This is a genomic window from Arthrobacter sp. MYb227, from assembly GCF_002975435.1.
Lineage (GTDB): Bacteria > Actinomycetota > Actinomycetes > Actinomycetales > Micrococcaceae > Paeniglutamicibacter.
Genome location: NZ_PCPT01000005.1, coordinates 20,298 through 46,416, shown reverse-complemented (window position 1 = coordinate 46,416; position 26,119 = coordinate 20,298). Strand labels below are relative to the sequence as shown.

General features: G+C 57.1%; 24 protein-coding genes. 7 read left to right on the top strand and 17 right to left on the bottom strand.

Annotation, left to right across the window (positions count from 1 at the left end; genetic code table 11):
* Positions 1 to 252 precede the first annotated feature (252 nt).
* The 5 genes from CQ018_RS11610 to CQ018_RS11590 all read right to left on the bottom strand — a co-directional run bounded on the left by CQ018_RS11610 (position 253) and on the right by CQ018_RS11590 (position 6,402).
* Complete coding sequence (locus tag CQ018_RS11610; RefSeq protein WP_105550178.1) at positions 253 to 639, bottom strand: SHOCT domain-containing protein; 387 nt, start codon at positions 637 to 639, stop codon at positions 253 to 255.
* Positions 640 to 820: 181 nt separating this feature from the next.
* Complete coding sequence (locus CQ018_RS11605) at positions 821 to 2,080, bottom strand: arginine deiminase (RefSeq protein ID WP_105550177.1); 1,260 nt, start codon at positions 2,078 to 2,080, stop codon at positions 821 to 823.
* Between the two features lie 49 nt (positions 2,081 to 2,129).
* Positions 2,130 to 3,572, bottom strand: a complete 1,443-nt coding sequence (locus CQ018_RS11600; RefSeq protein WP_105550176.1) for a basic amino acid/polyamine antiporter — start codon at positions 3,570 to 3,572, stop codon at positions 2,130 to 2,132.
* 34 nt (positions 3,573 to 3,606) lie between these two features.
* Complete coding sequence (gene nhaC, locus CQ018_RS11595; protein ID WP_219844052.1) at positions 3,607 to 5,079, bottom strand: Na+/H+ antiporter NhaC; 1,473 nt, start codon at positions 5,077 to 5,079, stop codon at positions 3,607 to 3,609.
* A 453-nt stretch (positions 5,080 to 5,532) separates the two neighbouring features.
* Positions 5,533 to 6,402 carry a helix-turn-helix domain-containing protein gene (locus tag CQ018_RS11590; RefSeq protein ID WP_181149855.1) on the bottom strand — a complete coding sequence of 290 codons (870 nt, stop codon included), beginning with the start codon at positions 6,400 to 6,402 and terminating at the stop codon, positions 5,533 to 5,535.
* 332 nt (positions 6,403 to 6,734) lie between these two features.
* On the opposite strand from CQ018_RS11590, the gene CQ018_RS11585 reads away from it, so the two are divergent.
* Positions 6,735 to 7,403, top strand: coding sequence for a phosphoribosyltransferase (locus CQ018_RS11585; RefSeq protein ID WP_105550173.1), 669 nt, complete (start codon positions 6,735 to 6,737; stop codon positions 7,401 to 7,403).
* 171 nt (positions 7,404 to 7,574) lie between these two features.
* Positions 7,575 to 7,847: a GlsB/YeaQ/YmgE family stress response membrane protein gene (locus CQ018_RS11580; RefSeq protein ID WP_105550172.1), complete on the top strand. Its 273-nt coding sequence runs from the start codon at positions 7,575 to 7,577 to the stop codon at positions 7,845 to 7,847.
* Between the two features lie 118 nt (positions 7,848 to 7,965).
* On the opposite strand, the gene CQ018_RS11575 is transcribed toward CQ018_RS11580, so the two are convergent.
* Together CQ018_RS11575 and CQ018_RS11570 are read right to left on the bottom strand one after the other, a co-directional pair.
* Positions 7,966 to 8,343, bottom strand: a complete 378-nt coding sequence (locus CQ018_RS11575; protein ID WP_146111882.1) for an META domain-containing protein — start codon at positions 8,341 to 8,343, stop codon at positions 7,966 to 7,968.
* Positions 8,344 to 8,388: 45 nt separating this feature from the next.
* Positions 8,389 to 8,751 carry a hypothetical protein gene (locus CQ018_RS11570; RefSeq protein WP_105550170.1) on the bottom strand — a complete coding sequence of 121 codons (363 nt, stop codon included), beginning with the start codon at positions 8,749 to 8,751 and terminating at the stop codon, positions 8,389 to 8,391.
* A gap of 144 nt (positions 8,752 to 8,895) precedes the next feature.
* Here CQ018_RS11570 and CQ018_RS11565 point away from each other — a divergent pair, with 144 nt between their 5' ends.
* Positions 8,896 to 9,564 carry a phosphoribosyltransferase gene (locus CQ018_RS11565; RefSeq protein ID WP_105550169.1) on the top strand — a complete coding sequence of 223 codons (669 nt, stop codon included), beginning with the start codon at positions 8,896 to 8,898 and terminating at the stop codon, positions 9,562 to 9,564.
* A 168-nt stretch (positions 9,565 to 9,732) separates the two neighbouring features.
* On the opposite strand, the gene CQ018_RS11560 is transcribed toward CQ018_RS11565, so the two are convergent.
* On the bottom strand, positions 9,733 to 11,103 hold the full coding sequence (locus tag CQ018_RS11560; protein ID WP_105550168.1) for an MFS transporter: 1,371 nt from the start codon (positions 11,101 to 11,103) through the stop codon (positions 9,733 to 9,735).
* A gap of 333 nt (positions 11,104 to 11,436) precedes the next feature.
* Between CQ018_RS11560 and CQ018_RS11555 the strand changes: the two genes are divergently transcribed.
* Positions 11,437 to 12,156, top strand: a complete 720-nt coding sequence (locus CQ018_RS11555; protein ID WP_105550167.1) for an IclR family transcriptional regulator — start codon at positions 11,437 to 11,439, stop codon at positions 12,154 to 12,156.
* Positions 12,157 to 12,183: 27 nt separating this feature from the next.
* Here the strand turns inward: CQ018_RS11555 and CQ018_RS11550 are convergent, their stop codons facing one another.
* From CQ018_RS11550 to CQ018_RS11530, 5 genes are all read right to left on the bottom strand, one after another.
* Entirely contained in the window at positions 12,184 to 12,567 is a 384-nt protein-coding gene (locus CQ018_RS11550) for an Ltp family lipoprotein (protein WP_105550166.1), read from the bottom strand.
* On the bottom strand, positions 12,564 to 12,956 hold the full coding sequence (locus tag CQ018_RS11545; protein ID WP_105550165.1) for a hypothetical protein: 393 nt from the start codon (positions 12,954 to 12,956) through the stop codon (positions 12,564 to 12,566). The genes CQ018_RS11550 and CQ018_RS11545 overlap by 4 nt, the downstream gene beginning before the upstream one ends.
* A 424-nt stretch (positions 12,957 to 13,380) precedes the next feature.
* Positions 13,381 to 14,640: an MFS transporter gene (locus CQ018_RS11540; protein ID WP_105550164.1), complete on the bottom strand. Its 1,260-nt coding sequence runs from the start codon at positions 14,638 to 14,640 to the stop codon at positions 13,381 to 13,383.
* Positions 14,641 to 14,740: 100 nt separating this feature from the next.
* Entirely contained in the window at positions 14,741 to 17,845 is a 3,105-nt protein-coding gene (locus tag CQ018_RS11535) for an AAA family ATPase (protein WP_105550163.1), read from the bottom strand.
* Positions 17,842 to 19,008, bottom strand: coding sequence for an exonuclease SbcCD subunit D (locus CQ018_RS11530; protein WP_105550162.1), 1,167 nt, complete (start codon positions 19,006 to 19,008; stop codon positions 17,842 to 17,844). The genes CQ018_RS11535 and CQ018_RS11530 overlap by 4 nt, the downstream gene beginning before the upstream one ends.
* Positions 19,009 to 19,086: 78 nt before the next feature.
* Here CQ018_RS11530 and CQ018_RS11525 point away from each other — a divergent pair, with 78 nt between their 5' ends.
* Together CQ018_RS11525 and CQ018_RS11520 are read left to right on the top strand one after the other, a co-directional pair.
* Positions 19,087 to 19,989 (top strand): ADP-ribosylglycohydrolase family protein, encoded by a 903-nt coding sequence (locus CQ018_RS11525; protein WP_105550161.1) that lies wholly within the window; start codon positions 19,087 to 19,089, stop codon positions 19,987 to 19,989.
* A 202-nt stretch (positions 19,990 to 20,191) separates the two neighbouring features.
* On the top strand, positions 20,192 to 22,363 hold the full coding sequence (locus tag CQ018_RS11520) for a bifunctional lysylphosphatidylglycerol flippase/synthetase MprF (protein WP_105550160.1): 2,172 nt from the start codon (positions 20,192 to 20,194) through the stop codon (positions 22,361 to 22,363).
* A gap of 45 nt (positions 22,364 to 22,408) precedes the next feature.
* Here the strand turns inward: CQ018_RS11520 and CQ018_RS11515 are convergent, their stop codons facing one another.
* The 4 genes from CQ018_RS11515 to CQ018_RS11500 all read right to left on the bottom strand — a co-directional run bounded on the left by CQ018_RS11515 (position 22,409) and on the right by CQ018_RS11500 (position 25,571).
* On the bottom strand, positions 22,409 to 23,407 hold the full coding sequence (locus tag CQ018_RS11515; protein WP_105550393.1) for an exonuclease domain-containing protein: 999 nt from the start codon (positions 23,405 to 23,407) through the stop codon (positions 22,409 to 22,411).
* Positions 23,408 to 23,566: 159 nt separating this feature from the next.
* The gene (locus CQ018_RS11510; protein ID WP_181149854.1) at positions 23,567 to 24,262 is read right to left on the bottom strand and encodes a hypothetical protein; all 696 of its coding nucleotides are present in this window, start codon (positions 24,260 to 24,262) and stop codon (positions 23,567 to 23,569) included.
* Entirely contained in the window at positions 24,259 to 25,182 is a 924-nt protein-coding gene (locus tag CQ018_RS11505; protein ID WP_105550159.1) for an ABC transporter ATP-binding protein, read from the bottom strand. Before CQ018_RS11505 ends, CQ018_RS11510 begins: the two co-directional genes overlap by 4 nt.
* Positions 25,179 to 25,571 (bottom strand): GntR family transcriptional regulator, encoded by a 393-nt coding sequence (locus tag CQ018_RS11500; RefSeq protein ID WP_105550158.1) that lies wholly within the window; start codon positions 25,569 to 25,571, stop codon positions 25,179 to 25,181. The genes CQ018_RS11505 and CQ018_RS11500 overlap by 4 nt, the downstream gene beginning before the upstream one ends.
* 197 nt (positions 25,572 to 25,768) lie before the next feature.
* Here CQ018_RS11500 and CQ018_RS11495 point away from each other — a divergent pair, with 197 nt between their 5' ends.
* Entirely contained in the window at positions 25,769 to 26,086 is a 318-nt protein-coding gene (locus CQ018_RS11495) for a YrhK family protein (RefSeq protein ID WP_105550157.1), read from the top strand.
* Positions 26,087 to 26,119: the final 33 nt, after the last annotated feature.

Genomic DNA, 26,119 nt, shown 5'->3' with positions numbered 1-26,119 from the left:
AGTGTACCGCTGCAATATAGAGATAATACTTTGACCGCCTCGTGCGGGTACGGGCACTTCATAACGATCGCTGCGCGGTGGCGAGGCCATACGCCGCTATCTCAAATTCACTGGCATGCTCCGCCCCCCGAGGGGGGACAGCGAGGTTCTGTGCTCCAGAACAAAGCAAGCGGGCACCGATCTCCAAGGCGTAATGCCTTGGTGATCGGTGCCCGCGCATGCGTTCCCTTAGCTGGATCGCGCGGCACTTAGTTAGACAAGAACACGCTTCTTCAAGGCTGCATATTCTTCGGCGGTAATTGCGCCGGAATCCAAAAGGTTCTTGGCTTTTTCAATTTCTTCGACAACGCCAACACCTGCGGCCTTGCGAATATATTGTTCGGTGGATTCACGCACTGCTCGCTGCTGGGCAATGGTTCGTTCGCCCATCCCCTTGCCACGAACTATCAAATACACGATGGCGGTGAGGAATGGCAGGAAGATCAGGAAGATCAGCCATACTGCCTTGAGCCAGCCCTTGATCTTCGGGTCACGGAACAGGTCCGAAATGATCGAGAACAGGGCCATCAGGTAGGCGATGAACACGAATGCCGTGATAAACCACCAGATGAGATCCCAAAATGAAGAGAGCAAGGACACGCTTTTCTACTTTCTATTTGAAGGTGCTCTCCGGCTACCGATACGTTGTATCGATACTAGGAGAGTCACAGCAGGCAATGCCAGCTGCAGGGTTTAGCGATAACTCGTACTGAGCCACCACCAAAATTCTTTGCATGTGGCAGCTTCCCAAGGGTTAGGGAAGCTGCCTTCACCTGTGGTTCTAGAAATCTACTGCATCACGGATGATCGGATTTGTCATGCAATGTCCGCCACCTCGTCCACGGCCTAATTCGGCACCAACGATCTCAATGACCTCAATTCCTGCCTTACGCAACAGCGAGTTGGTATGGGTATTGCGGTCGTAGGCGTAAACGACACCTGGTTCGGCACAGACAAGGTTGTTGCCGCTGTCCCATTGCTGGCGTTCATTGGCATAAATGTCTCCGCCGGTTTCCACGATGCGCAGCTTATTCAGCCCTAAGGATTCGGCCACCACGTCGGTGAATGATGCACGTTCTTCGGTCACTTCGATGCCCGAGCCCGTATCGCTGGGGCGCAGCGAGAACGTTGCAATTTGGTTGACAATATCCGGGAAAATCGTCACCAGATCTCGGTCGGCGAAGGTCATCACGGTGTCAAGATGCATGGCAGCGCGCAGCTTGGGCATACCTGCAACTATCACCCGCTGCGCGCCTTCCTGCTCGAAGAGGGCCTTGGCCAGCTGGGTGATGCCCTGGCGAGAGGTGCGCTCGGACATCCCGATCAACACATTGCCATTGCCAATTGGCATCACGTCCCCACCCTCGATGGTGGCCTGTCCCCATTCTTCTTCGGGATCACCCCACCAGATCTTGGAGCCCACAAATTCGGGGTGGAAGAGATAGATGGCCTTCATCAGCAATGTCTCGTCGTGTCGAGCCGGCCAGTACAACGGATTCAGCGTCACCCCACCATAGATCCATGCTGTGGTGTCGCGCGTATATAGGGTGTTGGGCAACGGCGGGAGCAGGTATTCACGTACTCCTGCCTGTTCGCGAGCCAGGGCCAAGTACCCGGTGCGATATTCATCGGGTAAATCCGTGGTGGCAAGCCCACCAATGAAGTGATTTGCTAGTGTGCGGTGATCAAGAGATTCAAGGTAGGCCCGGGTCTCAGCCACAAGCCCCAATCCCACCTCGTTGACTACCACGGTGCGATCCAGCAACCATTCCTTGGCACCCGGGATCGCCAACGTTTGGGCCAACACGTTATGCATTTCCAGCACCTCGGTGCCGCGATCACGCAGCTTGGCCACAAAATCGAAGTGGTCCCGTTTAGCATTCTGAACCCACAGTACGTCATCGAAGAGCAAGTCATCGCAGTTTCCTGGGGTCAGCCGCTCGTGGGCCATCCCGGGGGCGCACACAAGCACCTTACGCAGCTTGCCCACTTCTGAATGGACCCCGTGCTCGGAGACTGCGTGTTGCGGTTCATGGTTCATCGTTTATTCCTCCCGTTGCGTGTCAAAATTGGTGGCTAAATGCGGTTTTCTAGATGGTGATGGCCCCGGTGGCCAGGGCCACGATCCCGGCGACGGCGCCGACCACCACGATCATGAAGACCACCCAGCCGGGCGCGGTGAACAGCCGGACGCCTTGTTCCCGCCGCGCGAATATATAGAACAGCGTGCCGGGCGCCAGCAGGATACAGGCAAAGAGCAAGAACTCCGGGCCCGCAGCAAAGATCAGGAAGAGCGTATAGGCCACCGCCAACGCGCCGACCAGCAGCTCACGGCCACGGATCCCCGAGGAGATCTCGGCGTACCCATCCCGCTTGATCGCGATCTTCAGTGCGTACGCGGAAGCGAGCGCAAAGGGCATGAGGGCCAGAGATGCGGTGAGATCGAGCATGAAGTCTAGGGCGCCATCGGCAAACATCACCACCACAAGCAGCACCTGGACAAAAATCGTCGACAGCAACAGTGCGTTTCCGGGGACCTCCTTGGGCGTCATCTTGGCAAGGAACTTCGGTAGGTCCCGGTCCTTTGCCGCCGCGTACAGGACCTCCGCGGCCATCAGACTCCAGGCCAGGTAGGCGCCGAGAACCGCAATGATTAATCCGGCACTGATGAACCACGCGCCCCACGGCCCGACTGCGGCCTCTAAAACGCTGCCGATTGAGGGCTGACGCAATTCCGCGATCTCTTCCTGGGGCAGGATGCCGTAGGAGATGATCGACACCGTGGCGAAGAGGGCGAGGACCGAGAGGAAGCCCAGCACCGTGGCCCGGCCGACGTCCTCGCGCTTCTTGGCAAATCGCGAGTATACGCTTGCGCCCTCGATGCCGAGGAAGACGAAGACAGTCACCAGCATCGTGCCGCGCACCTGGGTGAAGAGGCTGTCCCCGCCCAGGTCGTAGCCGCCGGTAAGGTTGCCCATAAACACGTCGGGTTTGAACGCGACGATGATGACCACCACAAATAGGATCAATGGGACAATTTTCGCCACAGTGACAATCGCGTTAATGGCCGCTGCTTCCTTGACCCCACGCATGATCAGCAGGAAGAAAGCCCAGACGAAGACCGACGAGACGAGAACCGCAGGCAAGGTTCCACCGTCACCAAACGCGGGAATCAGCGGCTGCAACGTAGAGGTGATCAACACCCAGTAGAACGTGTTGCCCGCACAGGCACTGGCCCAGAACCCGAACGCTGACAGGAAGCCAGGGTAAACGCCGAACCCGGTGCGCGCATACACATACACACCGTTGTCGAGATTTGGCTTTCGAATAGCTAGGCTCTGAAACACGAAGGCAAGCATCAGCATCCCCGCCCCGGCGATCGCCCACGCGATAAGGGCCCCGTAGACACCGGTCTGGGTGGCAAAACGTTGCGGGAGCGTGAATACCCCGGCCCCGACCATCGAGCCCACCACCATCGCCGTCAGTGCCGGCACACCAAGCTTGGCCGAGGTCGTCTTCTCTTGGACGCTCATGCTGTTTCCTCCATAATTCTTGGGCATGACTGCCTCAGTGGTCGGTCGAGTCTTCCAAAACTGGCTCGACCTTCTCGATCTTGAACCCGGTGAATCCGTATAGCACGCTCAACAGCGGACTGAAAATGTTAAACAGGGCGAAGGGTAGATACACAAGTGTGGAGACACCCAGCGCCGCACTCATGAAGGCGCCACAGGAGTTCCACGGCACTAGGGCCGAAGTGACGGTTCCGCTGTCGGCAGTAAGTCGCGAAAGGTTTGTGGGCGCCAGCCCTCGCTTGGCGAATTCCGCCTTGTAAATCCGTGTTGGAAGGACTAGTGCAATGTATTGGTCACCGGCCACGATGTTGAGGCCGAATGCGGAAATAAATACCGCAATGTAGAGCTTTCCGGTGGATTGCGCCCACGCAAGTAACGGCATGATCAGCCGAGAAATCAGCCCATACTTCTCCAGTAGTGTCCCGAAGGTCACGGCTGCCATGATCAGCCACAGGGTAGGGAGCATCGATTCCATGCCTCCTCGAGAGAGCAACCTATCAATATCGCCAATCCCCGATGACTTGGAGAACCCATTGGACATCGCCATCCAGGTGCCCTTGAGTCCGGCCATAAATGCGTTTGATTCTCCGGTAAATGTTGCAACGACCCCCGGCTGCAGGAAGCTACCTAGCACACCTGCGAAAAGTGCCGAGGCCATCAGCGCCATCGAGGCAGGAACCTTGCGTGCCGAGAGCACACCGAGCAAAAGTAAGGGAAGCAAGTTCCACGGATTGATGTTGTACAGGTTGCTTAGTTCGGCCAGCTCGCTTGTGGTTTCCACATTGTCGGTAACCTGCGTGGTAAATCCCAGGATCAAAAACACCACGAAGGCCAGTCCAAAAGCGGGCAGCGAGGTCCAGGCCTGGCGTTTAATGTGTTCGCTTGGTTCAACGCCGACCATTTGGGCGGTCAATATCGTCGTTTCGGACAGTGGAGAGAGCTTATCCCCCAAGTAGGCTCCGGAGATTACGGCACCTGCGGTAATCGCCGGGCTCACCCCCAGCATCGTGCCAATGCCTACCAGGCCAACACCGATGGTTGCTGCGGTGGTCCACGAGCTTCCAATGCTCAGTGCGACAATGCCGCAAATCAATGCCGTTGCGGCGTAATACCAGCTCGGTGCCAGCACCTGCATGCCGTAATAGACAAGTGTTGGAATGGTCCCTGACATGTTCCACACGCCAATCAGCGCACCGACGGCCAACAAGATGAAAATCGCGCTGGTAACCGATGAGAGTGCTTGTTGACCAGCTTCTTGAATCGATTTCCAGCTATGCCCATTTTTCAGGATGATCAAGGCCACCACCAGGGCGCACAGCACCATTGCAGCCTGGATCGGTCCATCCAAGGCATCAAGCCCAAAGAGCGCAATGGCTCCGCCAATAAGTACTGCCAATAAAGCCAACGGGATAATCGCATCGGCCATCGTTGGTGTCTTAATACGCCGGATTTCTAAATCATTGTCCATCGTGCTTTCCCCATCACTTTTGGAAATTCAGTTGGTTTCTGCAGTCGGAACAGCATTGGAGCCCGCTCCCGAATAGGCCTGGAATCAGCACCATGTACTGGCAGCGTTATCCAGCTGCCGTCAACACAACCGATCTTCGCCTCAAAGGATTTTCGTGTTTCCCCAAAAACATCTAGGTGAAGCTTTTGCCCAGCTAAGCACGAACGGTGAGCCACAGTGCGCTTCCCCCACTCAGAGATTCTGCTTTGTCGTGAGATAGACAGTAGATGTCGCCTTAGTGCACTAGTTCGTAGCGTTGCGGCGACATAAAAGTCTTTTAAGACAACACCGGCGTCATAAAAATTCGCGGGTTGTGGCCACTACCGGGTTAGGGAATGGCCAGCTGGCCAAAGGGCGGGTGAGGATAGGCTCCGTTGCACGGCGTTTTATGCGATGCCCAAGCCACTCTTTGAATTAGCTCTCTTCGTTCCGTGCATCGAGCCATTCGGTACGGATCTGCTGCGGACATTGTCCAAAGATCTGCAAGGTTGCTCGCCGCAGAGTGCGTGAATTACTAAACCCGCTTTTTTGAGCTATCCAAGTCAGCGACATGGTGGCGGTCTGGGGTTGAGTCAACAGCTTCTGCGCATGAACCGCCCGGTGGCGCATTAACACCAGAGATAGGGGAAGATCGAGAACGAATGCACGTTGTAATTGCCGTACCGAAACGTGTAGTAGTTCGGCTATGGCCGTGACGGTAAGTTCCGGGTCAAGCCCGCGCTCCAATACCAGCTCGAGGGCGCGCTGGTTAGTGGTGAATGCCTTGTTCTCCGGAAGTTCCAGGAGATTTGCCCTCAGCACGGCCTTGAGCAAGCTTTTCGCGACCTCGGCAATTGGGCTCGGAGCCGTTGCGTTGGTACTTGCGTGGTTTGCCACAAGTTCTGCCAAGAAGCGTCCGGCAGTGTTGTTCAGCAAGGAAATACTCAACTGCAGGTTGGTGATCTGGTAGAGCGGCAAGCCCCACCGTGCAAGCGTGGTGCCGAGTCCGTCCGGGAACTTGCACAATACCAACACGGCATGACTCATCAGCAAAGTTCCACCGCGGCCGTGGCCCTTACCCACAAAGAACAGCTGGTTGGAGTCTTCGCTAAGTTTTAGCTCAAAGTCTATTTGGCTGATTGTTGCTGTGCCTTCGGCTAGGAGCAACAGATACTCCCCGTACTCGGCGGCCGGTACGTATACCGATAGATCGTGCGCTTTCAATACCGAAACTGTGAAATCTGTGCAGTTCAGTTCCACGAGTTCAACACTCGGGTACTGTGCCAGACGCTGCCTGAGGCTCACTTCGGATTCGTTTCGCGTCCCCATGTCGCGCCCCAATTCCTGCCCAGCTGGAAGGAGGGTGGCCCAAACCACCGCATGGATCCCCTGTGCCAAGCACCTTGAGTGTAAGTGGAAGGACGATGGTTTCTCGGTTCCACTGCCCGCTAGGTTTTCGTGCCCAGTGCACTAAGAAAAATGCGCAACCGAGTATACTGGCCGTCTCTCAAGGTGAATCATTCGGGCTCTTGGGCTCCTACGTGACCTCGCGGCCTCTAGTACCAGCGTGATCTTCTCTGTTCTCCGTTGGACGGGGAACACTTCCCTAGCGATGGGTGAGCTAGGAGACTTATTCCATGAGGTACTACTTTGCCAACAGGCAAGAAGCCGGAGCACGGTTAGCAGATTTACTTGCCGCTCAGGGGCTACTGCACCGCAATGCGGTAGTACTGGGCCTACTGCGTGGCGGTGTTCCGGTTGCGGCACCGCTGGCGATGGCCGCGCGCTGCCAGCTCGGTGCGCTTGCCGTACGCAAGCTCGGTTTTCCCAGCGAACCCGAACTAGCCTTTGGTGCCGTCGCTACCTATTCTCTACAATCGGCCAGATATCTCAATGAGAAACTTCATGCCTCAGCGTTGCAGCAAGCTGGCGAGCAGGCCCTGGCGCTAACCACCGCACGGGCACAGCAACAGCTTTCGACTCTTAGTGAAACCTTTGCCGAGCACATGCCATCGATTACCGGACGCACCGTCATTGTGTGTGATGACGGCCTTGCCACGGGGGCGACCATGCATGCGGCCCTACGGGTGTTGGCCCTGCAGTATCCACAAGAACTCATCATTGCGGTACCGGTGTCTCCGCAATATTTGGTTAACGAATTCCTGAGCATGGCCAATGTTGTTTTAAGTCTTTACACACCGAGTGAGTTCACAGCCGTTGGGGCCTATTATCAAGAATTTGACCAGGTTTCCGAATCCGCTGTTCTGCACATTCTTCATGCCAATGATCAACTGCACGAACAGTAGTTTTCCAGCGATTCCCGACCCACCGGGCGCAGCAACACATAGCAATATCATCCGCAAGGATGATTGCCATGCAACGCTTCCTAGCGTAAATTTTTCTGCCCGGGGACACCTAGGCTCCTCCGAAACAGAGCCGCCCACAGGCGGCCTTCACGACAGCTAAGGAAACATACCATGTGGTTACTCAGTTGGATTATCTTGGGACTCATCGTCGGCGCCCTGATCAAGAACTTCATGCCGGGCAAGGTCGAAGGTGGCTGGTTCACCTCCCTCATATTGGGAGTTGCCGGTGCCATCGTTGGCGGGTGGCTTGGATCCCTCATCTTCAATACCGGGCTTGGAGGGTTCTTTAATTTGAAAACCTGGATACTTGCCCTGATCGGTGGTGCCATAGTTGCCGGTGTCTATGGGGCAATCCGAGGACGCGGTAAGTCGGTTTCTCGCTAAACGCCCACCCATAAGCATCTACTACCTAATGGCACGGCAAGCCGGTGCGTCGGGGGCTCACTTTCACAAGTTTTCCCCGGCTCACCGGCTTGTGGTGTAGCGCTAGACAAACGAGTAGCTATTTAGCGCCCTCGCCACGGTTCAACACACCAATTTCTTGCCCCTGAGCATTATTGATCTTCAGGGTATCCCCGGTCATTTCAACGGTGTGCGCCATCGAAAGCCAGGTGTCAACACCTTGGCAGGCCATCAAGGTCATTGCTGTATTTTCGAGGGTTATCACGTGGTCACTTTTGTTCCACGTGCCAAGCAAAGAATTGCACCCATCATTGCCGGTGAACGATTTATCGGCGGCGAAATCGAGCATGGTGGTGGTATCGGTCTTTTGAATCCATTGGCCAACGATGCTCTCGTTTGCAGGTTCTTGTTGCTGGGCGCAGCCACTGGCTCCCAGTATGATAATTCCGGCCACCATCAGCGTTCCAAGAGCTCTCATACCCCACAGGCTAGCGTGCGCCACCAGGAACCCGCGATTCCTCAGCTAGCGGGTAAATTCCCCCAAAATCATTCCCTGCGAATCAAAAGCAGTAAAGCCGCTGCCGTCAAACTCAATCAGTTCGGTGTTGTAGGCCCAGGCACCTTCACCGTTGAGGCATCCTTGGGCCCCCACGACTTTTACCTCAATCTGGAAACTATTCTGTGTTTCGGGGATCGCGTGAAGCTTGCCGGCAAAGGAATTGCATCCATCAAACCCATCGAAGGATCCATCGGGTTTAACCACTAGCGAAGCCCCATCAAGTTGCTCCGAGCGCCATTCGCCAAGCAGGGGCTCGCTGACCGAGGTGCAACCAACGAGCACCATCAGCAATCCGAGTCCCGCAATCACCTTCAAAGATCCGCGCATGTAGCTCAGGATAGCGCGCCATCCTGAGATGTTCCTTGCAACATTTCCCAACGATGTACGGCTTCATGTTGAAAGGGAATCGCATAGGGTGGGCAGCGGTGTCATGGCGAGGTTCCGTGGCGGTTCTGGTGCAGACTTGGTCTTATGACATCTGCTCGTACAACTCCCATCCGCTTTTCTGACAGGGTCGAGGCCGGAGAGTTCTTGGCCGCGGCGCTGACAACCTATTCCCAAGATCCCAATGTGCTGGTTTTGGGGCTATTGCGCGGAGGAGTTCCCGTGGCTGCGGAGACCGCCCGCATTCTAGGGGTTGAGGTCGATGCGCTTGCCGTGCGCAGGCTCGTGGTGCCCGAGCGCAGTGATGTTTCTTTCGCGGCGCTTGCCTCCTATGGGCAAAACACCTCGTTGCAATACGTCAAGCGCATCTGGGGCCCGACTCAGGAGAAATTCAGTGCCGAAATTCTTGCCGCTGTTGAAGCTCAGGCCCGCGAGGAACTTGCCGAGCTCCAGGAACGGCTCATCGGAGAGATTGTGCTTCCGGTGTCCGGGCGCACCGTGATCTTGGTTGACGATGGCGCGGCCTCCGGGGCCAGCATGCTCGCGGCCATTGATGCCGTGCGTGCCGCGGGGCCCAAGCGCGTCATTGTCGCACTACCCGTGGCGCCAACCTCCGCTCGTGCCGATCTGAGCGACAGTGCCGATGAGTTCATCAGCATCATCTCCCCCAAGGTTTTCAACACCGTGAGTGCGTTCTATTCGCGTTTTGATTCGGTCAGCGACAAAGAAATCATCGCGTTGATTCCTCATCTCTGACTCACACATCTTCGGCTTCACTGCGTCCGTGATACTCACCAGAGATCATCGGCGTTGCATGGCACACAAAAGACCGGCCCGCTTCGTTTTCTCTCCCGCCTTTCGGAGGGGAAACGAATGACGAACCGGACCGGTCTTTGGGTTTTATCTCGCTAGTGAGATGCCGTTTTAGGCCTGAGCCGCCTTGTCAGCCTTCTCAGCCAGAGCAACAAGCTCCGGGTCTGCATCTTCAACGTGCAGGTTGTTGCCCTTGGTTTCGCCAACCCAGAGCACACCGGCTACGGAGATGATGGTCATGACCATGATGTAGATGGCAATCGAGATGGACTTGCCGGTCTCTTCAAGTAATACCTGAGCAATCGTCGCTGCGAACGCGCCACCAAGGATTGCACCCAGGGCGTAGCCAATCGAAATGCCGGAGTAGCGAATGTGGGCAGGGAACATTTCTGCGTACATTGCCGACTGCGGCCCGTAGGACAGGCCCAGACCAATGGTCAGGATGAAGACCGAGAGTCCATAAAGGTAGATCGATCCGGTGTCAATGAGCATGAACATCGGGATCATCCAGACAAAGATGATCGCGTAACCAATAACAAAGGTGGTGCGGCGACCGATGATATCCGAAAGCCAGCCTCCGACGAGGGTGAAGATCAGCCAACCGACCGAACCAATGGTGGTAGCCAGCAGCACCGGTGCCATTTCCATGCCCAACACCTTGGTGGTGTAGGAGATGAAGAACGCGATGACCAGGTAGCCTGCGGCGTTATTCGAGATGAAGATCAGTGCAGCCTGGATAACTTCCTTGGTGTTGGACTGGAAGAGCTGCTTGAGCGGGGTGTGCTCGGATGCCTTGCGCGTAGCCAACTGCTTGAAGACCGGTGATTCTTCAACTGCCTTACGGATGAGGTGGCCTACTACGATCAGTACCACCGAGAGGAGGAACGGAATACGCCAGCCCCAAGCCATGAACTGTTCCGGAGTCATTGCTACACGCAGGATGTAAAGCATGCCGGTTGCCAGGATCATACCGATCGGGACACCGATCTGCGGGTAGGCACCGAAGTAGCCACGCTTGTTCTCGGGTGCGTGCTCTACGGCCATCAGGGCAGCGCCGCCCCATTCGCCACCGGCTGAGAAGCCCTGGACGATGCGTAGGAAGACCAGCATGAGCGGGGCCCAGAAACCGATCTGTGCGTAGGTTGGCAGCAGACCGATGAGCGCGGTTGCCGCACCCATGAGGATCAGGGTTGCAACAAGAATCTTCTTGCGGCCGTACTTATCGCCCAAGTGGCCGGCGACGATGGCGCCCAGCGGACGGAAGAGGAAGGAAATACCGATCATCGCGAACGATAGGATCTGGGCTAGTCCCGGGCTGGATTCACCCAGCGGCTTGAGGAAGAGCGGGGTCAGCAGCGTTGCTGTGAGCTGAGCGAAGATGAAGAAGTCGTACCACTCGATGGTGGTGCCAACCAATGTGCCTGCAAGAACGCGGCGTTCCTCGGAACGCTTTGAGCTTGCCGCCAAAGATGCAGAGGCCATGGAAACTCCAAGTCTGGTGTGCGCGGTGCACTAGCGAAATGTTTGTGATTCACGTTACCGACCGTTCGGACGGTATTGTGACACGCATCATGATACCCCACTTCCGTGACCATCATCACGCGCAGTCCAGACTCTGAGACAACCCCTTTCGCATCAGACCAGCTCACCTCGCCTTTCCGGGGACTCCATTGCGCCATTCGCTTCCGGCAGCGGCAAAGCGAGTATTCTAATATCGAACTCTCGGTTCTTCTTTCGAACCAAATCCCCCGACTCGCCAGATCACCCCCGATCCTCTTCAACAGCTCGCCTAGCACGTTCCACGAAAGGTACCAGTTGCCACAGTTATCCACACCCAAGGCCCCGGCATCCCAGACCCTTTCGCGCGGCATTCGGATGCTCGAACTTTTGGCCGATGCCACAGGACCACGCACCATTGCACAGCTTGCCGAAGACCTTGGGGTGCACCGCTCCATCGCCTACCGCATTTTGCGCACTCTGGAAGATCACCGGTTGGTCAGCCGTGATGAAACCGGGCTCGTGCAAAGCGCACCCGGCCTTGCCGTGCTGGCACGCAGCGTGCAAAGAGATCTACAAAGCGCCGCGCTTCCGGAGTTAACCACACTGGCCAACGAACTGAAAATGTGTGCGTTTGTTGTGCTCTGGGACCAGGATGAATGCACAACATTGGTGACCGTTGAACCGCGCCACGTGCACGCCGCGGTCATTCAACGCCCTGGCACCCGACACCCCTTTGACCATGGGGCCCCGGGTATCGCCATGCAATCTTCACTTTCCGAGGCCCAATGGGCGGGGCTGAAGACCGGCCACCCCTACCGTGCGGAAGCCCGCGCAGCAGCACAACTTGGCTATGCGACAAGCATCGACGAGGTGATCGCAGGGCTTTCCTCTGTTGCCGTGCCCATCGAGGTCCCGGGCCAGCTTCCAGCAGCAGTTGCGGTTGTCTACAGCAGCGGCTCCGCACAACTCAGTAACGCCGCCATTGGCGAACGCATTGCCCTAGCCGCCCGGGCTATCGAGGCAGAACTGGGCTAGCTTGCTGACCAATAGCTGGCTTCATCCCTAGAGGCCGGTTTTGCTCACTCCATATGTGGCTTGCTTTGGAGTAAAGCCCTCATAAATCAACTGTTCGGTCAAGCTCTTTTGAGAGAAGGCAGTATATTCAAGATAATTTTTGGCCGAGGCGGCCGCTTGCGCGTTCCGGTCAACGCTCATGTGATCAAGCGCCCAGGTCGCGTCCTTGACCGAAAAACCTTCGTATTTCAACTGACTGATCAGGCTTTTGCGTGGAAAGGCAGAATATTCAAGGTAGTTTTCCGCAAGTCGACGTGCGTTTTGCTGGCTCGTTGTGCCGGACTCTAACTCTTCCTTGGCCTCAGCTTCGGCTGCTAACTTTTCTTCGGCTTCTGCTTTCTCCTTAGCTTCGGCCTCGACTGCCGCCTTCACTTCAGCTTCCTCCTTGGCCTGAGCTTTTCCTGAGCTTCAACTTCGGCTGCCGCGTCATCGTCAGCGCTGGAAGCAACCGATGACGATGACGATGAACTTTGGGAGGGACTCGGAGCATGAAGTGCCGGTGAGGTAATTAGCGTTCCGCAGACTTCCAGGACTTCGCTTGATGAAGCCTTGAACCTTTCGGCAACAAATTCAAACGTCACTCTCTTGTCATAGGATTCAACAAAATCGTCGAAGGATTCTTTCATCGTCCCGAGCAACTGTCCGAACCGTTCAGAAGCCGTGCTCGCAGCACCATCCAGTGCGTTTCCAATGACTTTCGCTTTGGCAACTGTCGATTCATTAATTTCCGTCATATCAGTCAGGAAGTTTGCGGCTTCCACAACTATTCCACCGTCGTCGTCAATGATCGCGTGACACGTTGCGGTTTCAGAGACTTGAACAGAGTTTCGTGCAGATCACTCGGTATTTGGGCTCGGCACCGGCGGTTGACTGCTAAAAGAGTCGCTGGTATCTGACTGGGCTCCAGCACACCCCGTCAACCAAAGCACGCTTGCAAGTACAGCAATGACTCTCATGGGATATTCCTTAGTTTGAGATCTTCAATCGCGCACTAAGGAATGGGGGGCAAGTGCTAGCGGTTGATTTCTTCTCCATTGTCCCCTGACAAGGTATTTCATTCGTCATTGCCACGGCTATCAGTAACAATCAGGACGATCTATTTAGCCGCCGCCGAGAGTTAAGAACGAAACGAGTCAGTTTCCACCGATTACCCTGATGGAAACTGACTCGTGCACAAAGAAACTTCTAGCTGGCAAGCATCCGGCGCTGCTGTCGTGCCCGCAGCACGACCATCGCAATACCGGAGAGCAAGAGCAAAAGCGCCGCCGAGGCAGCAACACCAAAGGCCCCGGAATATCCATGCGAGTCAGCAAGGAGCCCGGCAAAGCCGTTGCCGATTGAGGTTCCGACAACGATCCCCGATGATAAAAGCGTCATGACGGTCGAGAGCCGCTCCGGCGGAGCAATTTCTCCACCCAGGGTGAAGATTGTGACAAGAATCGGACCCACCGGGATCCCCACCAGTAGCAGCGCTGCAACCATCCAAGGAATGTTGCCGGGCAGCTGCAGCAGCAGTGCTGCCGGAACCATAAAGATGGCGCACGCTAACCAACGTGAGGCCTGCGGCCATCCACTGGGCCAAAAGGCAACGGAAAGTGCGGCAATGGAGCTCGTGGCTCCCACTGCCGCGTAAAGCAGTCCACCAATATTTGCGTTACCCATCGCCCCGGCGAAGGCAAGGGTGCCAGCGGCACTCGATCCGAAGAACGTTCCCATGCCGATCATGCCGATCACGGCAATGCTGATTCCGGCAATTTGGTTTGGCGAAAGTTTGATCTTGGCAATCGTCTTGACCTGCGGCAGCACAGCCTTTTCTGTGTGGTGCAAGGCAAAGAGCGGTACCAGGATCAGCGTCATGACCGCTGCAATTGCCAGCGGTAGCCACGGGGCGATCAATGCGGCAAAGAGCCCCACGGCGGCCGGGCCCAGCACAAAGCCGAGCTCGTCGACCATGCTTTCATAGCTCAGCGCCGCAGATAATTCTCGGCCACCGGTTTCACGTTTACGGGTAATTGCCATCCAACGCACACGTGCCAACGGACCCACCTGGGGACCGGCGGCGCCGGCCAAAAGCGAGAGCAACACAATCAGCCACACGGGCCCCCCGGCAGCGGGTCCACCAAACCAGGTCAGCGCGGCAATCATGATTGTTTGCAGCAGCGCAACTGGCAACAACACGCGGCGCTGGCCGATCCGATCGGATAGATACCCAATGGTCGGTCCGCCCACGGCGGAGCCTAGCCCCACCATGGCCGCGGCAAGCCCGCCCATGGCATAAGAGCCCGTGGAGTCAATGAGCAGCGTCATCGATCCAATGGTGAGCATTGCCAATGGCAGCCTGGCAAAAAAGCCAAGCGGGAAGAAAGCCCAACCCACCAGCGGCGGCAACGCCGCATAAGGCGAACCCGAGGTTACCTTCGAGGGGTCGGAAGAAGTTTTAGACATTGAAATTTGGGTACTCCACCTATGTGCGCGCACCGTCCCAGCCTCCCGATGCGCAAAACCCTGATCAAACGACTCCCAGTCTAGCCGAGCTAACCCTCAACTAGCCTGTGATGTCCATTGACACCGTGGAGCCATTGCGCCCCTTGTGCACATTCAATCGCGTGGCAATGCGCTGTTTCATATCCGCAACGTGCGAGACCACACCAATCACACGGCCACCGCTACGCAATGCTTCCAAGGCATCCATGACCTGTTCCAAGGTGTCGGCATCAAGGGAACCGAACCCCTCATCGACAAAGAGTGTTTCAATATCGATGCCGCCGCTTTGCTGTTGAATCACATCGGCTAACCCCAGTGCCAGGGCCAGTGAGGCCATAAATGATTCCCCACCCGATAACGTTTGAGTGTCTCGACGCACCCCGGTCCATGCATCAAGAATCTGTAATCCGAGTCCTGACTTATTGTTTCCGCGCGGGGTGTCATCATGCACCAACGCATAACGTTGCCCGCTCATCAGCATGAGTCGTTGGGTTGCTGCGAGGGCAACGGCCTCGAGCCGGGCCGCCAGGACGTAGGTACTTAGCGTCATTTTCAGCCGGTTCTCCCCCAGCCCGCGGGCCAGATCCGCCATGGATTTGAGAGTAGTGAACTTCTCGATGACCGGGCCTTGTTCGCGGGCCAGCTCGGTGAGCCGATTTCTGCCGGATTCTAGACGGCCCGCGTAGCTACTCAGCACCGCATCGGCTGCCAACACCTCATCGCGTGCGGCTAACGCCATGTTCACGGTATCCGCTGCGTCGCTTAGCTCTTCATCGCTTGGCGTACCGATGCCCAATTCTGCTTCCGTGCGTGCAAGTGCCGTTTCTGGCGCATCTGCAAGCGTGGAAATTCGTACGCTTTGTTGCTCATGAGCGTTGGTCCGGGTCTTTGCTGCTTCACGCCCGAGGGCAGGCAACAGCTGTGCTTCCCAGGCTTGGGTGTCGGCAATGTTAGCCTCGGCAAGTTTGCGATTCCATTGCTGTTGGGCCAGCATTGCGGCACGTTGCGCACCAAGTAGTGTCGTTGCCTCACGCACAAGTTTCTCAAGGATGCCGGCCCGCGCGCCCAGCTCGGTATGACGATTGCGTAGGTCCTGACCCGCGCCACCCAGAACAGCTAGGTTCTCGGCAAGTTTGATGATGCGCTCCTTGGCACCCTCACTCTTGGTCTGGGCAACCTCGATAGCGGTAGTTGCTCTTGCCGTTGCCTCAAGTAGTGTTTCGAGCTGCTTGTGTGCGGCGTCGAGCTCCAACGCGGCCCTGGTCGCCGTTGCAGATAATGCAGTCGCCTGGCCCAAGGCAAAGGTCGCTACATCGAGTTCGGCCTTAGCTTCACCCAATTCCAATTCCCCCACCTTGTCCCGCAGCACCGCCAAGGCCGTATTTGCGGCTTCTAGGCGCGCGGCCACCCTTTCCGTTTTCTTCTGGGAAAGTTCAACGGCGTGCTGTGCCTGCTCGAGATCCCCGGAGCTTACTAACTCGCCCTCGGGCACCGTTGCCGGGTTTGGGTGTTCCACCGAACCACATACCAGGCATTCTTCACCCGCATGCAATTGGGCCGCCAAGCTTGCTGCCGACTGCTCCAACCGTAAGGTGAAAAGCTCTTGGTGTCCCTCGCGCAGGGTCAAGGTATGCCCCTGTGCCTCATTGAATTCGCCATGAACCTTCAGCTGAGCTTGCAGTGCCTTATCGCGCGCAATCACGGATTCTCTGCGTTCGGTGGCACGATCCACTGCTTCGTTGAGCCCGGGCAGGGAGGCAAGCACCGCTTCGGCGCTGGTACTTGCTACCTCAAGTTCGGGAAGTTCTTCACGAATCTTCTGCGTCGCTTCAGCACGAATTCTTTGCTCCGCGTGTTGGGTTCTTAATCCATTCTCAAGTTTTGTAAGTTCTTTTTTGGTAGCTTCGAGTTCCGCTTCATCGGGAAGTGCCGCTTCAATGACAGCCGCTTGTTTGGTGGCCCGTTGTGCCGCGTCGGTGGCAAAGTTACTCAGCCCTTGGATATCCTCGGCCGTAGCTCCGCCGAGCTGTGCGCGTTCAAAGAGCGCGGCGTCCTGGCCGCCGAGTGCCTCGGATTCTTGGTTAGTCAGCGCGGACAAGCCGGCCTGAGCACTTTGCTTCAGTACAGTTTCGGCATCCCGATGGGTCTCTAGCGCATCAAGTACTTGCTGGTGGTAGGCACCGATCCCGGAGGCGACTCTGTCTAGTTCAAGGTCCGCTAGAAGTCTCAGGATTTCCGGCGCTTGCGCTTCATGGGTTTTGCGAAGCTCGGTCAGTTCGGCAAATTGTGCATGCCGTTTGACCCGAGCACTGAGCGTTTCTTGCACTGTGCGAGAAGAATCTAGCCGCTCATCGGCCTGCTCTCGTTGCCTTCCCAAGACTTCGCGCTTGGTCTCTAAAGCATTCTCAAAGGAGACCCCCAATTCATCGATCGCCCCATCCTGAAGTAATTGCGTATCAGCTTCCGAAAGCTCGCCTTCAGGGCTAAATAGCGTACCTATCGCATCGCTCATGAGTTGTTCGATGGCGGTGCGCTGCTGACGTTCGGCTTCTTCGGCTTCAAGCTTTGCCGCGGCAAAACGCTCACCCAAGATCCTTTCGGTCATCGCATAATCAGTCGTATCAAAAAGTTTGCGCAGTAACTCTTCGCGGTCCTTGTCCTTGGCGCGCAAGAACTCGGCAAAGGCACCCTGGGGCAACATGGCAACCTTGGTGAATTGTTCTCGATCCAACCCCAGCACATCACTAAGAGCCTGGCTCACCTCATCGTTACGCGTGGATTTTTCAACCCACACACCATCCACCAGTTCACGCAACCTGCTTTGGGCCTGGGCCAGTGTGGTGCCGTTCTTGCCACGTTTAGAAGGCCGATCCCAGGCCGGCGAGCGCGTGACCTCAAAGCGGCGTCCGGAGGTGGAGAAAACGCAGGTAACTTCCGGAACGATGTCGGCCCCGGCATGGTCGCTGCGCAGTGACTTGGTACCTAGGCGTACTCCGGGCAGGGAGCCGTAGAGCGCATAGCAAATTCCATCGAGCACACTTGTTTTACCAGCACCCGTTTCACCGTTGAGCAGGAAGATTCCGCCCTCGGAAAGCGCATCAAAGTCGATGATTGCACGCTTAGCAAAGGGCCCAAAGGCCTGCATTTCGAGGCTATGAACCCTCATTTTTCAACCTTTTCGCTTGCCACCTGTGCCAAGACCGAGACCATCAAGGCGTCTTCGGCATCATTCAGCGGCCGTAAGCGCACGTGCTCCACGAACCCCGAGCACACTTCCCTGGGCGAGGCCGCCGCCGCTAGGCGATCAGCATAGCTATGTTCGGTCTTTTCTGATTTTTCATCGGGATCAAAATTCAATACCAGCGTGTCTGGGAAGCGGCCGCGCAGCCGCTCCATGGCACCGGCCGGATGATATTTATCGCTCAGCGTGATCTGGCACCAGGCATCTTCGGCCGATGCGTAGTGTGCCTCGGTGAGCAGATCATCGATTTTTCCGCGCAAAATCCGCAGCTGTTTGCTCGCGGGCCAATCAACGCTTTTCACCTCGCCTAACCCTGCTGCTCCGAATTCAAGAATCCACGCGCCCTTTGAATGTCCGGCCTCGGAGAATGAGTAGGGAATCGGAGATCCGGAATAGCGGATCGATGAGCTAAGTTTTTGCCGCCCGTGTAGGTGTCCCAGCGCGGCATAGGAAAAGTCGTTGAAATAGTTGGTGGGGACGATGTCCAACCCGCCGATGCTTAGTTCGCGTTCCGAATCGCTTCCCGCTCCCCCTGCGGCAAATACGTGGGCAAGGACCACCGAGTGCACCGGGTTATGGCTCGCTTCCTTGCGCACGGCAAGATCTTCGCGCACCCGGCCCAATGCTGCAGCCACCACCGGCGCATGCCCGGGCTCGGTAACCCCGAGCTTTTCGGCGACCATGCGGGGCTCTAGGTAGGGCAGCCCGTAGAAAGCCACCTCAAAGCCATCCCCGGAAATCATGATCGGCCTATCCATATCCTCAACACGTGTACGTAGGTGAAGTCCTGCATGCTCTAGCAGGGCAGAGCCAAAACCCAACCGCAAGGACGAGTCATGGTTTCCGCTGGTGATCACCATCTGCACCCCGGTTTCGCGCAGCCGCACCAAGGATCTATCGAAAAGCGCTACAGCATCGACAGATGGCAGCGCACGGTCATAAACATCTCCGGCAACCAGCAATACATCGATATTCTCGGCGCTAATGGTGGCAATGAGCCGGTCAATGAATTCTTCTTGGGCGTTAAGCAGCGATGCCCCGTGGAAGGAACGGCCAAGGTGCCAGTCTGAGGTGTGCAGGATTCGCATGGGTTCAACACTAGTCACGCGGCGCGACGCTTTGGAAACCCGACGCGAGCGGCTGTGGAAAACCAATAGACTGGGTAGGTGACTGAAACTAGTGATCCGTACGCAATTCCTGCCGACTTTTCCGACCGTGTCTTTGGCGTGCTGCTTGCAGCTGTCGATGGCGCAACTCATGCCCGAGATGGTGAGGAGCCCGGCGAGTCCGAGATGCTCTCCTTGTTCCTGCTCGATGGTCTGCTCGAGGCCCTTGAATGGGCAAACGACGGGGTGGCTTCCGATGAAGCGGCCTGCATGTGGCTGGCCGCGTTGCGCTGGTACAAGGTCATCACCGGCGCCTACCCGGAAGGCGCCCCGGAACCCCAACCGCGCTGGATCGATGAATCGTTTGCGGGCGCAGATACCTTCGCCCCGGGAGACACCCAGCACCGGGTGGCTCTTGCCGAAAAAGATATGGCTTCGGTTGGCCGCCCAATCTTCCCGGAAGCCGATTCCACGGGTGTGCTTTCCCGCGCCGCATTTATGGCGCTGCTGCCCCGTGTCGATGAAGCAACCACCGCAAAGCTTGCCACCGATGCCGCGGCACTGACTCATGGATCCCCACTGGCACACAAGACTGCCGGGGCCGCCGCGCTGGTCGTGCGCAGCGCGCTTGAGCGTGGTTCGATGGCGGCCCCACAGTGGGCGCAACTGATCGAGGGGCTCGAGGGTGTGGCCGCCGATGGACTACGCACCGCGGTGCAGGTAGCTACCGAGGCGCTGAAAAACCCGGATGCGCACGGTGCCTACGATGGCATCTTCGAGCTGCTGGGCCCCGATGAGGAGGATACCGAGCACACTATCGATATTGAGGTTGCTTCCTTCGCTTGTGCCCTCATCGGTGCGGTATTGGGTACCGATGCCATCGCGCATCGCCCGGCCTCCGCGCTGGATCCAATCCTCGATCAAATGCACGATCGCTGGATCAAGCTCACCGTCGGAGAATAATTTCGTTGGGCTCCGGAAACCCAAGCCGAGCAGCTAGGCACCCGCCTTCCGGAGCCCCGCGTGACCCGTTGGTTCTCACTGAACACTTCTTGTTGATCATGTTCCAACTAAGCACCACCAGTCACGCTACGATGAGGCTAAAGCTCGTTCCCCGGGTGTGCTAGCAACCCGGCACCTCGAGGCGAATATTTCAGGAGAGCCGATGAACGAACGGCCGCATGCACAGCAAGGCAACCAGCCCAGCACACCGGATACTTCCCCGCCGTTGGAACCCCCCAGCCGAGCAACAGCCTGGGTTTCGGCGGCCCTCACCATTGCCAAGCGGGTCCCGTTCACCATCGGCCTAGCTGTGCTGATCCTTGCCGCAGGGATGTTCAGCGGATCGCTCTTCCACACCGTGAATAATGACAAATGGTTCACAAATTTAGCCTTCGGAGTACCGGCCTATAGCAACGGTGATTGGCTCACGGCGATTACCGGAACCTTCATCCTGAGCGAACCAGCCTCATTTCTTGCAACACTGATATTGCTTCCGCTGGGTGTTGGTTGGCTGGAAACCATTCGAGGTACCCGCACCGCGGGAATCACTTTCGCTCTTGGCCAACTCACGGCCATCATGGTCACCGCGGGAATCCTTGTACTTTTTCGCGGGCTCGGTTCAAGCTGGATCGATTCCCTGGCCAGTGATCTGGATACCGGTCCCACCGGTGGCATCTTCGCTTGTCTCACACTTGCCGTATGTACACTGCGGCAGCCGTGGAAATTGCGTTGGCAGGTAATGCTGGTTGCCTTTGCCGTGGTCAGTGTGACGCTCTTTGGGGAAGTTTCGGACCTAGGGCATGCAACTGCCATTACCGCGGTGCTGCTCTATCAAATCCGTAGCCTCTCCAAACCCGAGCTGCGCGAACAACGCTTCATGGCGGCGGTGGCCTTACTGGCACTTGTCGGCATCCAAATTCTAACAATTATCATTCCGACCAATGGTCCCTTTGGTCCCACCCATGCCGGCGGTGGCCGCCTAGCGGTACTCATTGACGCTATTCTGGCTCTGATATTGGCCCGCGGGCTACGTTCGGGCCGGCGCATCGCCTGGATCGGTGCGCTCATCCTCGCGGTACTCAACGTCCTGCGTGGGGTGCTGGGCATCACCCTGATTGTTACAATTGGTCCGCAAATTCATGATCCGCAATTTCACCGAGGTGCCGGCATCGCCTCACTCGCCGCGGCAGTGGCCGGACTCTGGCTGCTGATGCTCATCTACCTGCTGGTGTGCTGGCGTGCCTTTCGTGTACGACGCACCAGACATTTGCCCTCAAACACCGGGACCCCGGCACTCCCGGCGGCCCGCGTACTGACCCAACTACAGACTTATGGTGGCGGCACCCTCTCCTGGATGAGCACCTGGAGCGGAAATCAGCACTTTGCTACCTCCGGAGGTTCGCTGCAGACCTACCAGGTGCATGCCGGGTGCGCCATCGGGCTCTCGGACCCCATCGGGCCGGCGGCAGACCGCACCCCGGCCATGCATCAATTCGCCCTAACCGCCGAACATGCCGGGCTGATCCCCTGTTTCTTCTCCACCGCGGCCCCGCTGAATGACACCAGCGGGCATTGGCGTGCCATGCAAATTGCCGAAGACACCATCGTGGATTTACCTGGCCTAGAGTTCACCGGCAAAAAATGGCAGGATATCCGCACCGCAGTAAACCGTGCCAAACGTGAAGACATCGAATTTCGCATGAGTCTGCTCGTTGACGAGCCGGTAGAGATCCGCCGCCAGCTCAACGACATCTCGGCCCAGTGGGTGGGAGATAAATCGCTGCCACAAATTGGTTTCACGCTCGGCACCTTGGACGAGGCCGCCGATCCGCAGGTGAAGCTGGCCCTAGCCCTCAATAACGTCGGTGAGGTGCAAGGTTTTCTCTCGTGGCTACCGGTCTATGCACCGGGCGGTGCGATTATCGGGTGGACGCTGGATCTGATGCGGCGAGCCGAAGGAAGTTTTGGCCCCGTCATGGAATTCTTGCTCGGCTCATCGCTGAAGTATTTTTCGGCTCTCGGCGCGGACTTTGCCTCATTATCCGGTGCCCCGTTGGCCCGTTCCACCCCGACTGCGGCCCAACAACCGGTAGATCGGGTGCTCGGAACGATGGCCCATATTTTGGAACCACTCTACGGTTTTGGGTCTTTGCACGCATTCAAGGCTAAGTTCAATCCACGCATCACACCGATGTATTTGGTGTACCTCGATGAGGCCGATCTTCCACGCCTTGCCGCCGGGTTGACCCGAGCCTTCTTGCCCGATGCCACCATGGGGCAGTTGGCCCGCGAAGGATTTAGTGCCATACGGGATGTGCGAGCAGCCAAGAAATAACGATGCCTCCCACCCGCCGGCGTGGAAGGCATCAAATCATGTGTTCTAGGCGGCGTTGAAACCGTCGATGAGTTGCAAGAACTCACCCTCGGCCATGATCGATACGCGTTGCCCGGCCTCCTGCATACGCAACACGCGCTTGGCTTTACCCGTTAGTCGACCGGAGGTCAGGTCCTCGGGAATGAACCCGTCCCCCACCACCAGCACCGTGGTGGCCTTGGTAACCCGGCTTGCGGTGGCGGCCCCTCGTTCGGCTGCCTTATCCTTGGCCACCTGACGGCTAATGCCCAGGTTTCCGGTGAAAACTACCGTCTCCCCGAAAAGCGGGTGCGCCGGGTCTGCCTCAAGGTTGGGTTCGGGGTTCTCCCCCTCCTGCGGCCAGGCCGCCCATTCGGGTTGCACGGGAACTGGGTTTCCGCGTGCGGCCCAGCCCTGTGCATCGCGGGTTGCCTTGGATAGTTCATCACCGGGTGCGTAGGCCCGGGCAAATCCCATCTTCACTTCCAAGATTGCTGCCGCAGCGGCCACCGAGTTGGCTTCCTTGCGTTTGGCAATATCCACCATGATCGCGGCACAGGCATGCGCATCGGCGAGCGCATCGTGGTGATTGACCATCGGTGAGCCAGCTTCTTCGGCAACAAAGGGCAACGAATAGGAGGAAAGCTCATAGGTTTTGCGCGACATCTTCACCGTGCACGCGTAATCGTAGGCCGGTCCGGCGAGTTCTGAGACCTCCAGCGCGGAGCGGATCACGCCTAAATCAAATGCAGCATTGTGAGCCACCAGGGTATCGCTACCGATAAAGTTCGCCATGGGAATGAACAGCTCACCGAAGCGCGGGGCATCAGCAACCATGTCTGAGGTGATGTGGTGGATCATTGTATTGCGCGGATCAAAGTGGTCGAATCCGGCCGGGGGTCGCATGAGCCAGGAGACTTCTTCAACGATTTTGCCGTTGCGAACCTTGCTCAACCCCACGCTGCAGGCTGAGCCGCGGAATCCGTTTGCCGTTTCAAAGTCGATCGAAGTAAAGTCCAAAGCCACGTCTGCCACGATACCGCGACACACCGACATTCCGGGAACCGGGCTCTGGGTTTGTGGCGCGAATGACAGGGACCGGGGTATGCATTTTCCCCGGTAACTCATAGAGGGACCGGGGAAAACGAGCCATCCGCGCAACGACGGCGCTCCGGGGGCGTGCGCCTAGGTGGTGGCCCGGCGCAGAGTCAGGTACGAACCAGCGGCCAGCAGCACGCACAGCCCACCAAGACCTAGGAGCAATCCGGGAACCGTAAAGCCACCCACCCATCCCCAGAAGTCCATCCACATCTTGTTCAGGCTCAGGAATCCGATGAAGGCGATGAGCAGCAGTCCCAGTCCAATCCAGGTGACAAGCATCCCGGTGGTCTTCCAGCGCAGGTAGATTGTCGCAAACCAGAACCCGATCATGAAGAGCAGCACCATCAGCACGAAGTAGAACAGCACCTGAATCGCCGCGTTATTTTCGGCGATCCAGCCCAGGGCAAATAATTGTCCGCCCATGCCCCACCCGTTGGTTGCCGTTTCAACGAGTCCCAGCACGTAATACAGAATTGCAAACCCCAGTGCGATTGCCGCAAAAAGGCCTAGCGTGCCCAGATAAAAAGTTCTACGCGAAACGCTCATGGCCTGCGAGAAGGGGAAAGTATAGGTCAGGGACTGAATTCCCAAGGCCAAAAAATACCACATGACCGCCTGACCGGAGCCAGAAACCAGCGTCGTGACACCATCTTGCTTAGGAATCATGGCCCAGATGGCAATCGTCAGCCCGGTGGAGGACACCAGGATAATCATGGGGATTCCCAAGAACGTCCACTTGTTGATCAGTTGCATGCGTGCAACATTGACGATGTTACTCACTTGAGGGCCTCCAGGGAATCTGGTGTTGTTTCCTTTGTTGCTTCGGCCAGTGTGGTTCGCACCACCAGTTGTTGTAGTGGCACCGCGGACAGTTCTAGACCTAGCTCCGCGGCCATCTGCCGTTGAGTTTCGGTGAGCCGTGCCTTGATGGTCACCGCGGCCAGTGAGCCCAGAGCATCACGGTGCAGCACCTCGTAGCCATCGATGAAATCGGCTACCTTTTGCGCGTTACCCATTACGGCAACCGCCGAGCCACGCAGTGTTTCGGCATCCTCGTCGAGCATGATTTTGCCCTTGTCGATGACCACCACGTGTTCTAGCAGGTTAGCGATCTCGTCAATCAGGTGTGAGGAGAGCACGATGGTGCGTGGGTGCTGGGCATAATCTTCGATCAGTCGGTCGTAGAAGATTTGCCGGGCCACGGCATCGAGCCCCAGGTAGGGTTCGTCAAAGAAGGTGATCTCGGCGCGTGAGGCCATCCCGATGACGACGCCAACGGCCGAGAGCTGACCGCGCGAGAGCTTCTTGATGCGACGCTTGAGCGGCAGCGCGAATTCGGTGCATAGTCGTTGCGCAAGCTCGTGATCCCAGTTTTTGAAGAACATCGCCGCTGCTTTGAATGCTTGGGTTGCAGTGAAATCGTCAGGATACCGCTGTGACTCACGGATGAAGCAAATTCTTGAAAGTGTCTCATCGTGTTCGTAGGGGTTTGTCCCGAAGATCAGTGCCTGCCCGCTGGTGGCGTAGCCCTGTCCGGTGAGAATCGACATCAGCGTCGTTTTACCGGCCCCGTTGCGTCCCAAGAGTCCGTAAATGCGGTTGGCGGCAAGGCTTAACGTGATGTCGTCCAACGCTTCGACGTCTTTGTAGGATTTCACCAGATTTCGCACCTCGATGGCGGGTGTCATGTTTTCATTCATCGAATACCACGTCCTTCTGGTTCCTCGGTGCTCAGGGATTGGGTGATCATTACGGTAAGTTCGGCCCCGGTGATCCCGAGCTTTCGTGCCTCGCGGGCCAGCGGGGCGATGTATTGGTGTTGAAATTCCTTGCGGCGCGTGGCGAGCAGTTGTGCCCGGGCACCCGTTGAAACGAACATGCCGATTCCGCGTTTCTTGTAGAGGATTCCGCTTTCTACCAAGAGATTCACGCCCTTGGCTGCGGTGGCCGGGTTGATGCGATGGTACGCAGCAAATTCATTGGTCGAGGGGACTTGTGATTCTTCACGAATCTCGCCCGAGACAATGTCATTTTCGATCAACTCCGCTATCTGCAGGAAGATCGGTCGAGAATCATCGATAACGCTCATTCACCGCCGCCTTTCGACAATTTCTCCACCCAACAGCTTGATTGGTTAGGTGGTTCATTACTCATGTAACTAACCATAGTCGTTCGAGGGTGAGTGTCAAGGGGTATCCCAGGAGAAATTCCGGCGTCCCGGTGGGCCCAAACGGCCATCGAAAGATCTTCCGAGACTCGCCCGGGCCAGACGGTATAGTCCCTGACATGAGCGCATCTTCGCCACAGGACGGCACCAATCAACCAGACCCGCCCCTGATTTTGCATCTCGGACGCGAAGAATTGGTGATCCGCCAACGCTACGAGACTGCCAGCCTCGTGAACGATCTACTCATCGGACTTTGGTTCCTGGTCGGGAGTTTCCTGTTTTTCTCGCCTTCCACGGCCTATGCCGCGACGTGGCTTTTCGTGATCGGCAGTGTCGAAATGCTGATTCGCCCGGCCATCCGTTTTGCCCGCAGAGTCCATCTGCAGCGTTACCACCCGACAGTCCCAGGGATCGGCGATGGCGGGCAGGACTTCTAGAAGGCACGGACGGCGGCGGCACGAATGCAGAAA

Excerpts from the sequence above, each read along its gene's own strand:
- CQ018_RS11605 (WP_105550177.1), bottom strand. The coding sequence starts at position 2,080 with ATGAACCATGAACCGCAACACGCAGTCTCCGAGCACGGGGTCCATTCA.
- CQ018_RS11600 (WP_105550176.1), bottom strand. The coding sequence starts at position 3,572 with ATGAGCGTCCAAGAGAAGACGACCTCGGCCAAGCTTGGTGTGCCGGCA.
- nhaC (WP_219844052.1), bottom strand. The coding sequence starts at position 5,079 with ATGGACAATGATTTAGAAATCCGGCGTATTAAGACACCAACGATGGCC.
- CQ018_RS11585 (WP_105550173.1), top strand. The coding sequence starts at position 6,735 with ATGAGGTACTACTTTGCCAACAGGCAAGAAGCCGGAGCACGGTTAGCA.
- CQ018_RS11580 (WP_105550172.1), top strand. The coding sequence starts at position 7,575 with ATGTGGTTACTCAGTTGGATTATCTTGGGACTCATCGTCGGCGCCCTG.
- CQ018_RS11575 (WP_146111882.1), bottom strand. The coding sequence starts at position 8,343 with ATGAGAGCTCTTGGAACGCTGATGGTGGCCGGAATTATCATACTGGGA.
- CQ018_RS11570 (WP_105550170.1), bottom strand. The coding sequence starts at position 8,751 with ATGCGCGGATCTTTGAAGGTGATTGCGGGACTCGGATTGCTGATGGTG.
- CQ018_RS11565 (WP_105550169.1), top strand. The coding sequence starts at position 8,896 with ATGACATCTGCTCGTACAACTCCCATCCGCTTTTCTGACAGGGTCGAG.
- CQ018_RS11560 (WP_105550168.1), bottom strand. The coding sequence starts at position 11,103 with ATGGCCTCTGCATCTTTGGCGGCAAGCTCAAAGCGTTCCGAGGAACGC.
- CQ018_RS11540 (WP_105550164.1), bottom strand. The coding sequence starts at position 14,640 with ATGTCTAAAACTTCTTCCGACCCCTCGAAGGTAACCTCGGGTTCGCCT.
- CQ018_RS11535 (WP_105550163.1), bottom strand. The coding sequence starts at position 17,845 with ATGAGGGTTCATAGCCTCGAAATGCAGGCCTTTGGGCCCTTTGCTAAG.
- CQ018_RS11530 (WP_105550162.1), bottom strand. The coding sequence starts at position 19,008 with ATGCGAATCCTGCACACCTCAGACTGGCACCTTGGCCGTTCCTTCCAC.
- CQ018_RS11520 (WP_105550160.1), top strand. The coding sequence starts at position 20,192 with ATGAACGAACGGCCGCATGCACAGCAAGGCAACCAGCCCAGCACACCG.
- CQ018_RS11505 (WP_105550159.1), bottom strand. The coding sequence starts at position 25,182 with ATGAATGAAAACATGACACCCGCCATCGAGGTGCGAAATCTGGTGAAA.
- CQ018_RS11500 (WP_105550158.1), bottom strand. The coding sequence starts at position 25,571 with ATGAGCGTTATCGATGATTCTCGACCGATCTTCCTGCAGATAGCGGAG.
- CQ018_RS11495 (WP_105550157.1), top strand. The coding sequence starts at position 25,769 with ATGAGCGCATCTTCGCCACAGGACGGCACCAATCAACCAGACCCGCCC.